General features: G+C 47.8%; 9 protein-coding genes, 2 tRNA genes and 1 rRNA gene. 10 read left to right on the top strand and 2 right to left on the bottom strand.

The window, feature by feature from the left end:
• Positions 1-182 precede the first annotated feature (182 nt).
• From rrf to CEG13_RS14440, 9 genes are all read left to right on the top strand, one after another.
• Positions 183-298, top strand: a 5S ribosomal RNA gene (gene rrf, locus CEG13_RS14480).
• A 24-nt stretch (positions 299-322) separates the two neighbouring features.
• Positions 323-399 (top strand) — tRNA-Met (locus CEG13_RS14475).
• 66 nt (positions 400-465) lie between these two features.
• Positions 466-542 (top strand) — tRNA-Asp (locus CEG13_RS14470).
• 228 nt (positions 543-770) lie between these two features.
• Positions 771-1,739, top strand: a complete 969-nt coding sequence (gene thiL, locus CEG13_RS14465; protein WP_100012607.1) for a thiamine-phosphate kinase — start codon at positions 771-773, stop codon at positions 1,737-1,739.
• A gap of 4 nt (positions 1,740-1,743) precedes the next feature.
• Complete coding sequence (tsaE, locus tag CEG13_RS14460) at positions 1,744-2,205, top strand: tRNA (adenosine(37)-N6)-threonylcarbamoyltransferase complex ATPase subunit type 1 TsaE (protein ID WP_100012606.1); 462 nt, start codon at positions 1,744-1,746, stop codon at positions 2,203-2,205.
• A gap of 22 nt (positions 2,206-2,227) precedes the next feature.
• Positions 2,228-2,932, top strand: coding sequence for a tRNA (adenosine(37)-N6)-threonylcarbamoyltransferase complex dimerization subunit type 1 TsaB (gene tsaB, locus CEG13_RS14455; RefSeq protein ID WP_100012605.1), 705 nt, complete (start codon positions 2,228-2,230; stop codon positions 2,930-2,932).
• A complete protein-coding gene (gene rimI / locus CEG13_RS14450) occupies positions 2,925-3,374 on the top strand; it encodes a ribosomal protein S18-alanine N-acetyltransferase (protein WP_100012604.1) in 450 nt (149 codons plus the stop codon). The genes tsaB and rimI overlap by 8 nt, the downstream gene beginning before the upstream one ends.
• Complete coding sequence (gene tsaD / locus CEG13_RS14445; protein ID WP_100012603.1) at positions 3,371-4,381, top strand: tRNA (adenosine(37)-N6)-threonylcarbamoyltransferase complex transferase subunit TsaD; 1,011 nt, start codon at positions 3,371-3,373, stop codon at positions 4,379-4,381. The genes rimI and tsaD overlap by 4 nt, the downstream gene beginning before the upstream one ends.
• A 250-nt stretch (positions 4,382-4,631) precedes the next feature.
• Positions 4,632-5,804, top strand: coding sequence for an FtsW/RodA/SpoVE family cell cycle protein (locus tag CEG13_RS14440; RefSeq protein WP_100012602.1), 1,173 nt, complete (start codon positions 4,632-4,634; stop codon positions 5,802-5,804).
• Between the two features lie 128 nt (positions 5,805-5,932).
• Here CEG13_RS14440 and CEG13_RS14435 read toward each other — a convergent pair whose 3' ends face one another.
• Positions 5,933-7,855, bottom strand: a complete 1,923-nt coding sequence (locus CEG13_RS14435) for an ABC-F family ATP-binding cassette domain-containing protein (RefSeq protein ID WP_100012601.1) — start codon at positions 7,853-7,855, stop codon at positions 5,933-5,935.
• A gap of 136 nt (positions 7,856-7,991) precedes the next feature.
• On the opposite strand from CEG13_RS14435, the gene CEG13_RS14430 reads away from it, so the two are divergent.
• A complete protein-coding gene (locus CEG13_RS14430) occupies positions 7,992-8,627 on the top strand; it encodes a redox-sensing transcriptional repressor Rex (protein ID WP_100012600.1) in 636 nt (211 codons plus the stop codon).
• Between the two features lie 42 nt (positions 8,628-8,669).
• Here CEG13_RS14430 and CEG13_RS14425 read toward each other — a convergent pair whose 3' ends face one another.
• Positions 8,670-8,870 (bottom strand): YdiK family protein, encoded by a 201-nt coding sequence (locus CEG13_RS14425; RefSeq protein ID WP_100012599.1) that lies wholly within the window; start codon positions 8,868-8,870, stop codon positions 8,670-8,672.
• Positions 8,871-8,873: the final 3 nt, after the last annotated feature.

The following is an 8,873-nucleotide window of genomic DNA, read 5'->3' as shown; positions in this document are numbered from 1 at the left end:
GATAGGTTCGAGGTGGAAGCGTGGCGACACGTGGAGCTGACGAATACTAATCGATCGAGGACTTAACTAACATTATTTCGATGTCCCGTGTGCGCTTATTTAGTTTTCAGGGTGTAAATTTTTTCCTTGCATTTTCTCTTCAGAGATGTATATAATAAAGGTTGTTCGCACGCAACCATTTGTCTGGCAGCAATGGCGGAGAGGCCACACCTGTTTCCATGCCGAACACAGCAGTTAAGCTCTCCAGCGCCGATGGTAGTTGGGGCTTTGCCCCTGCAAGAGTAGGACGCCGCCAGACATATAATTTTATATTTTATCACACCGCGGGGTGGAGCAGTCTGGTAGCTCGTTGGGCTCATAACCCAGAGGTCGCAGGTTCAAATCCTGCCCCCGCAACCAATTTAAATTTGAATCTTGGTACTAGCTGAAGACCAGTAACAGCAGTATGATAAACATTGAATAGCTGGTCCGGTAGTTCAGTTGGTTAGAATGCCTGCCTGTCACGCAGGAGGTCGCGGGTTCGAGTCCCGTCCGGACCGCCATTAACCATGTTCATATACATAAACGCACACATGATTTTATCGAGAATCATGTGTTTTTTAATTTTTTAAAATCGATGCAGAGCAGATCTGCGATAAATCTGCCATGTGTAGAAGTACTTCTTAAAAATTGTCATGAAACATTAACGGATCCTTACACTAAAGCCGTTTCATTTTTTGTCGGTTTTTGCTATTATTAACTAGACTGACAAAGAAAATGGTGAACGATAAATGGATGAATTTTCCTTTATTGATACAATCAAACAACGGTATTACAGACAGCCTGCTTTGATAAAGGGTGTAGGCGATGACGCAGCGGTTTTCCGGGAAAACAGCAAAGATATTGTGACTTCCGTTGATACGTTTGTGGAAGGGATTCACTTCACACGTGAAACAATGGAGCCTTTTCATGCGGGTTATCGCGCGCTTGCTGCTAATATTAGTGACTTGGCTGCAATGGGCTCTGTGCCGGCGTTTTATCTTGTGTCCATTGTGGTGCCGGATACATGGTCTGAAGATGAGCTGAAAGAAGTTTACCGTGGTATGAAGGAGATTGGCCGGCATTTCAGGATGGATATGATTGGCGGGGACACGGTATCGGGTAAGGAATTTTCTCTTTCTATTACAGTGATTGGCTTTACGGAAAGAGAAAAAGCACGATACCGGCACACCGCTCAAGATGGCGATGTTGTTTTTGTAACGGGGACGCTTGGCTGCTCACAGGCCGGTTTTCATATATTGACCAATCCGGGGAATTATCAGGATAAAGCTTATTTTATTGACCGGCACCGGATACCATTCCCTCGTGCGGAATTTGGGGCCGCTTTAGGGGACATGCCGCGAGTGGCGCTTAATGATATTAGTGATGGCATAGCGAATGAGACAGCTGAGATTGCGGAAGCCTCCCAGGTGGTAATCACACTGCAGGAAGATCAGATACCGGTAGCTGCTTACTATGGACAATTCACCCCAGAGCAGCAGCACCATTGGAAACTCTACGGCGGGGAAGACTTTGAACTGGCCGGAACAGTGGCCGAGGAGAATTGGCCTGCGGTTGAAGCTATAGCGGCCCGAACAAATACCAAAATAAGCCGAATTGGCTATGTAAGTCAGGCAGATACTTATGGTAAGGTGTTTTTAGAGAAAAACGGGCGGTGTACTCTTTTGCAGAAAAAGGGTTATACCCATTTAAGCAGGTGAAGGAATGAGTATTTATCAGACCACTACAAATACGGAACTTGAGACGCTAAAGCTGGCTGAGCGGTTGGCAGCATTGCTGGAACCGGGAAATCTGATTACCCTGGAAGGCGAGCTTGGGGCGGGAAAAACCACGTTTACCAAGGGAATTGCCAAAGGGCTTGGTGTAACGAGAACCGTCAGCAGTCCGACCTTTACTATTATAAAGGAGTACGAAGGCAAGCTGCCGTTTTACCATATGGATGCTTACAGGCTGGAAGATTCCGATGAGGATATTGGTTTTATGGAATATTTTCAAGGGTTTGGGATCACCGTCGTAGAATGGGCGCAGTTTATTGAAGAATATTTGCCCGAGGAGCGCCTGGAGATTACAATCCACCATCTGGATGAGGAGAAAAGGGTGCTGGAGTTCCTTCCAAAAGGCCGGCATTACGAATCGGTGGTCTGTGAACTGAACGACAAACGATAGAAGCATGTAAGGAGTCTGCGGGATGAATATACTTGCAATTGATACATCAAATCAGGCCCTCGGTGTGGCTGTTATGAAAAATGGTGAAATCGCCGGGGATCTAACCACAAATTTGAAAAAAAATCATTCAGTCAGGCTGATGCCGGCGATCGATCAGTTAATGCGGGAAGTTTCCCTGACACCGGAAGAACTGGACCGGATTGTTGTTGCGAAGGGTCCCGGCTCCTATACGGGTGTCCGGATCGGTCTTTCCACGGCAAAAACGATGGCCTGGGCGTTAAATATTCCGGTTGTCGGTGTATCCAGTCTGGAAGTTCTAGGCTTTCAGGGGCGGTTTTTCCATGCGCTGGTATGCCCGTTTTTCGATGCGCGCCGCGGATTAGTGTATGGCGGGGTATATGAGTGGAAGAAAGGCAGGCTTCATTCTGTTTATTCGGAGAAAAATATGCCGATGGAAGATCTGCTGAGTCTGCTGGCGGAAGAAAATAGCGAGGTGCTTTTTCTGAGTCCGGATATCTCTTTACACCAGGAATCCATTGCAGAAAAACTCAGGGAGCGGGCAGTTGTACCGGAAGCTCCGTATCATTTGCCGAAAGCGAGCCATCTGGCGCTGGCCGGCAGTATGGTGGAGCCCGTACCCACTCACACCTTGACTCCGAATTATTTGCGGATGGCGGAAGCGGAAGCAAAATGGCTGGAGCGGCATAAAGGAAAGTCCCATGGCTGAATTGGTCATTAGAAGGATGGATCTGACCGATGTGGATCAGGTGATGGAAGTGGAACAGGCTACCTTTTCCAGTCCATGGACAGCGGAAATTTTCCACCAGGAAATTGGTCATAACCAGCATGCTCATTATTTTGTCTTGGAGCTGGAAAAAAAGATCATTGGCTATGCCGGTGCCTGGATTGTCGTGGATGATGCGCAAATTACCAATATCGCGGTGGATCCGGCTTACCGGGGGAATAAATTCGGTGAGAAGCTTTTCCGGTTTACCATACAGCAGATCATGATGCATGGGGCGGTGCGTTTGTCGCTCGAGGTGCGTGTTTCCAACATCGCAGCTCAGAAATTGTACAGGAAATTTGGGCTCGTACCTGGCGGTGTCCGGAAAAATTATTACGCCGATGATCAGGAAGATGCTTTAGTAATGTGGGTGAATTTACGATGACAAAAGACATATATATATTAGGAATTGAAACAAGCTGTGACGAGACAGCTGCCGCGATTGTGAGAAACGGTACGGAGACGGTTGCCAATGTGGTGGCTTCACAGATTGCCAGCCACCAGCGCTTTGGCGGGGTCGTCCCGGAAATCGCCTCACGCCATCATGTGGAGCAAATAACGCTCGTGCTGGAGGAAGTTTTCCACGAGGCACAGCTGGACTGGGACGAAATTGATGCGATTGCGGTAACAAAGGGGCCGGGGCTTGTTGGCGCGCTCTTGGTTGGGGTGAACGCTGCCAAGGCATTGGCGTTTGCCAGACAAAAACCGCTGATTGGCGTGCACCATATAGCCGGGCATATTTATGCCAACAGGCTAGAGAAAGAGTTTCAGTTTCCATTGCTTGCCTTGATTGTTTCAGGAGGGCATACGGAACTCGTGTTAATGACGGAACATGGAAAGTATGAGCTTATCGGCGAGACAAGGGACGATGCGGCCGGGGAAGCCTATGACAAGGTGGCGCGCATGCTGAAGCTGCCTTATCCCGGCGGTCCGGAAATCGACCGTCTGGCAGCACGAGGGGAAGAGATTATTTCGTTTCCGCGTGCCTGGCTGGAAGATGGCAGTTATGATTTTAGTTTCAGCGGGTTAAAATCAGCGGTTATCAACAAAATGCACAATGTCCAGCAGCGCGGAGAAACATTGAAACCTGAAGATATTGCCGCAAGTTTTCAGGCGAGTGTCGTGGAAGTTTTGACGGAAAAAACCTATCGCGCAGCTCGTGAGCATCAGGTTCAGCAGGTGATCGTCGCCGGCGGGGTTGCCGCCAATAGAGGGTTACGCAAGAAGCTGGATGAACGATTTGCCGGAACGGATATTCCGCTTCTAATCCCACCGCTTGAACTGTGTACCGATAATGCGGCAATGATCGCTGCGGCCGGTACCATTTCCTACGGCCAAGGGAAACGAGCGGGATTGGACTTGAATGCTAATGCTTCACTGTTATTAAATTAAAGTTATGCACAGGCCTGTGGGTAAAGGATGAAGAAATTGCGATTCCTCCATGGTCTTTATGTGGATGAAATCCGTGGATAATCCTGGCCCTCTCTGTGGATAGTGTGCATAACATTGTGAACAACCGGCCTGCCGGCATTTTTTGCTGTTGGTTTCCTGTGGATATCATGGATGGACGCTACACTCTTGATAACAGACAGAGACTGTCGGCCAGCCGGTTTGATACGAGAGAGAAATTTGGTGATGCGCAATGTCGAAAAAACAATCCTATTATATGCAGACAGATCTTATCATATTATTTATCTTACTCGTCTGCACCAGCCTGATGGCGATTTATAATGCACAGTCGATGGACCAATATGAAAATGGCGGTTTTCTCTGGAAGCAGGCGGTCTGGTTTACAGTAGGGGCACTGGTTGTGGCGGCAATGCAGTATTTCGATTTGGATCAGTTGTACAAGGCCAGTATTTTTATTTATGCCTTTGGAGTTTTTCTCCTGGCGCTCTTGCTGGTGAGTCCTGCAGCCATTGCAGAGCCGGTCAACGGGGCAAAAAGCTGGTTCCAACTCCCCGGCTTTACCATTCAGCCGTCGGAATTTGCCAAAATATCCACGATTGTGTTTCTATCAGCTACCGTAAGCCATCATAAAGGCAAGCATGAGGTAAACACGCTGAAAACGGACAGTTTGCTGCTGATTAAATTAATCGTGATCACTGTACTGCCTGTTATCTTAATCATGATGCAGCCAGATTTCGGGACAGCAATGGTCTATTTATTTATCATGGGTATGTTCATTCTGTTATCAGGGATTGACTGGAAGATTATCGGCACACTGATCTTAGGGGTTGCTGTCTTTCTGGGGGCGATGCTCGGGCTGATCCTGCGTTTTCCTGTACTGGCAAAAGATTTAATTGGTATTGAGCAATATCAGATTAACCGGATTTTGACTTGGTTTAATCCTTCCCAGCCATCAAGTGATGCCAGCTGGCACTTTGATCAGGCCTTCATGGCACTCGGATCTGGTCAGCTGTTCGGCAAGGGTCTCGGTGATTTAGAAGTCTATTATCCAGAGGCGCAAACGGATTTTATTTTTGCCGTTATCGGCGAGAGCTTCGGATTTATCGGCAGTGCGCTTGTCATCTTTTTATATTTCATGCTGCTGTACAAACTGGTGACGCTTGGATTGAATATCTATAAACATTCTCCATTTGGCACGTATCTATGTTTTGGCTATTTCAGCATGCTGTTCATCCATGCTTTTCAAAACATTGGCATGACACTTGGGATTATGCCGGTAACAGGGATTCCGCTGCTGTTGATCAGTTATGGCGGGAGTTCAGTGTTATCGACTATGATTGGTTTTGGGCTTATTTACCGGGTTGCTGTGGAAGGAACGATTCAGAATGATTATTTGTTTAAATAGAAAATGTGACACGGCCTATCGCTGCGCTCTGGGGTCGCTGTGGGGTTGAAGTTTCCGTTCCCGGCCAGAAGGTCCCGCCCCTTAAAAATCACCCAAATAAAAAACACCCCACAACCGGGGTGTTTTTTCTATTCATCCTGCAGAGCGGTCCATTCTTCCATGAGTGGGTCAATTTTTTGCTTTAGCTCACTGGCCTCTTTAGTGAGCTCCAGTGCTTTTTCGTGATCCTGATAAACTTCCGGGTCGGCCATGTTTTCTTCCAGTTTGGCGAGCTGTGCTTCCATATCCTCGATCGTCTCTTCCAGCTCGGCAATTCGGCGCTGTTTCTTCCTTTCTTCACGCTGTCTTGTTTTATCCGCTTGATGGCTTCGTTTTTGGCGATCCGCCTTTTGAATGGTTTCTTCGGCCTGTTGCAGTCGGGCGATTTCCGCTTCTTCTGCTTTCTTTTCCGTATAATAATCGTAATCGCCCAGGTAAATGGTCAGCCCGTTTTGCTGCATTTCCGCTACCTGGTCGGTGATCTTGTTGATAAAATAGCGGTCATGGGAAACGAAAATGATCGTCCCGGGAAAATCCATCAGTGCTGCTTCCAAGACTTCCTTACTGTCGATATCCAGATGGTTGGTCGGCTCGTCGAGGATCAGAAGATTGGCTTTTTGCATCATTAACTTAGCCAGAGCCAGTCGTGCTTTTTCTCCGCCGCTCAACGACGCAACGGGCTTTAGCACGTCATCCCCGGAAAACAGAAAATTTCCGAGTACGGTGCGGATGTCTTTCTCATTCACCGTTGGATGCTCATCCCACAACTCTTCCAGCACCGTCTTCGCGGACGATAAATTCGCCTGTTCCTGATCATAGTAGCCGATCTGCACATTGGTTCCGAGCTGGACGCTACCCTCGGATGGCTGCAGTTTCCCCAAGATGATTTTCAGCAAAGTCGTTTTACCGACACCATTCGGTCCGACAAGGGCAATGCGCTCCCCGCGAGTCGCCCGCATCTTCACATCGGAAAATAATAGCTCATCTCTATCTTCGTACCCGAAAGCAAGCTGATCAATCTTCAGCACATCATTACCAGAAGTCCGGCTGATTTGGAAAGAAAAATTCGCCGATGCCTCATCGCCCGCTGGCTTGTCCAGCTTATCTATTTTCTGCAGCTGTTTTCGCCTGCTTTGCGCCCGCTTGGTGGTGGAGGCGCGGGCGATATTGCGCTGGATGAAATCTTCCATTTTTTTGATTTCCGTTTGCTGTTTTTCAAATTCCTTCAATTCCTGCTCATAATCGAGCGCTTTCTGTTCAAGAAATTTGCTGTAGCTGCCATGATATTTCTTCGTCTGATGTCGGGAAATTTCATAGACAATTGAGACCGTTTTATCCAGGAAATACCGATCATGGGAAACGATCACAACAGCTCCTGGATACCCGGTTAAATAATTTTCCAGCCAGCTGAGTGTATCAATATCCAGGTGGTTGGTCGGCTCATCGAGAATTAAAAGCGCCGGCTTGGTCAGTAGTAGTCTGCCCAGTGCCAGCCGGGTTTTTTGCCCGCCGCTTAAATCGCTGATCGGTGTGTCATGGTCCTCAGCATAAAAATTTAATCCTGTCAGCACTGCCTTGATATCTGCCTCATATGTATAGCCGCCTTGTTGCTGATAGCGCTGCTGCAGCCGGTCATAATCAGCCAAAAGTTTCTCCGATTCGGCTTCAGAGAGAGCGGCGGCCGCCTCCATTTGCTGCTCCATACCTCGCAGTTGGCGTTCCAGCTCCCGTAGCTCATGGAAGACATCCACCATCTCTTCCCAGATCGTCTTGCGGGATTCCAGGGAAGTATGCTGGGAAAGATAGCCGATTGTCAGGTCTTTTGGCTGAAACAATTCGCCCTCATCATGCGAAAATTCGCCAGCCATGATTTTCAGAAGCGTGGATTTTCCCGCACCATTTCTGCCGACAATGGCGATGCGATCCTGATCCTTCACCTCAAGTTTAATATTGCGTAATATTTCATCAGCCCCAAAGGATTTCGAAAGGCCGTTCATCTGCATCAGTATCATGCTCGTTCACCTCGTTCCTTCTAGTCTATCGCATTTCGCTTTCTCCCGGCAATTAAATTGTGAAATGGGTAACGACTTTCTCGGTAATTTCTGATAAAATAAGAGGAAAGAATGGGTCAGGAAAAGAGGAATAAAAATGGATCAAAATAAAATACCGCAGGCAACGGCCAAGCGCTTGCCGTTATATTACCGGTTTTTGAATAATTTGAACCAGCAGGGAAAATCGCGTGTCTCTTCCAAAGAGCTCAGTGAAGCAGTTAAGGTGGATTCTGCCACAATAAGAAGGGACTTTTCCTACTTCGGGGCATTAGGTAAAAAAGGCTATGGTTACAATGTGGAGTATCTGCTTGAGTTTTTCCGGAAGACACTGGATCAGGATGAGGTAACAGAAGTAGCACTGATTGGCGCGGGAAACCTGGGGACGGCTTTTTTAAAATATAACTTTATGAAAAACAATAATATCGTTATTAAAATGGCATTTGACGCGTCTGCGGAAAAGGTCGGTGAGGATATCGGCGGAGTGCCGATTTATCATATTGATGAGATGGAGGAGCGGATGGACGGCATCCAGGTCGCCATTCTAACCATTCCGGCAGGTGAAACGGACGGGGTCACCGAGCGTCTGGTGGACTATGGGGTGACAGGAATTCTCAACTTTACCCCGGCGAGGATAACCGTCCCGGAACACATTCGCGTCCATCATATTGACCTGGCCGTCGAATTGCAGGCGCTCGTTTATTTCCTGAAGCATTATCCGCTGGAAAATGAATAATGGCCCCTCCGTGAAAAAAGGAGCAGCACCTGTGATGAGATGCTACTCCTTTTTCTTGTTTTTCCAATGGAAGTGCAGGACCACCAATCGGATCCCGACCCCAATTTCCATTGTCGCAACAACGGCTAAAATGATTGTTGTGACATTCCAAACTGTGTCCCCTGCGGTCTGAGTCGCGATGTATATAAAAAGGATGCCCATCAGAAAGTAAATAATGGCCATCGCCAATGGGGAAGTTCGCATGTG

Origin of the sequence: Lentibacillus sediminis, from assembly GCF_002763455.1 — a bacterium.
GTDB lineage: Bacteria > Bacillota > Bacilli > Bacillales > Amphibacillaceae > Lentibacillus_D > Lentibacillus_D sediminis_A.
Note: the sequence above shows the minus strand (reverse complement) of the source record. Positions and strands in the feature narration are given on the sequence as shown.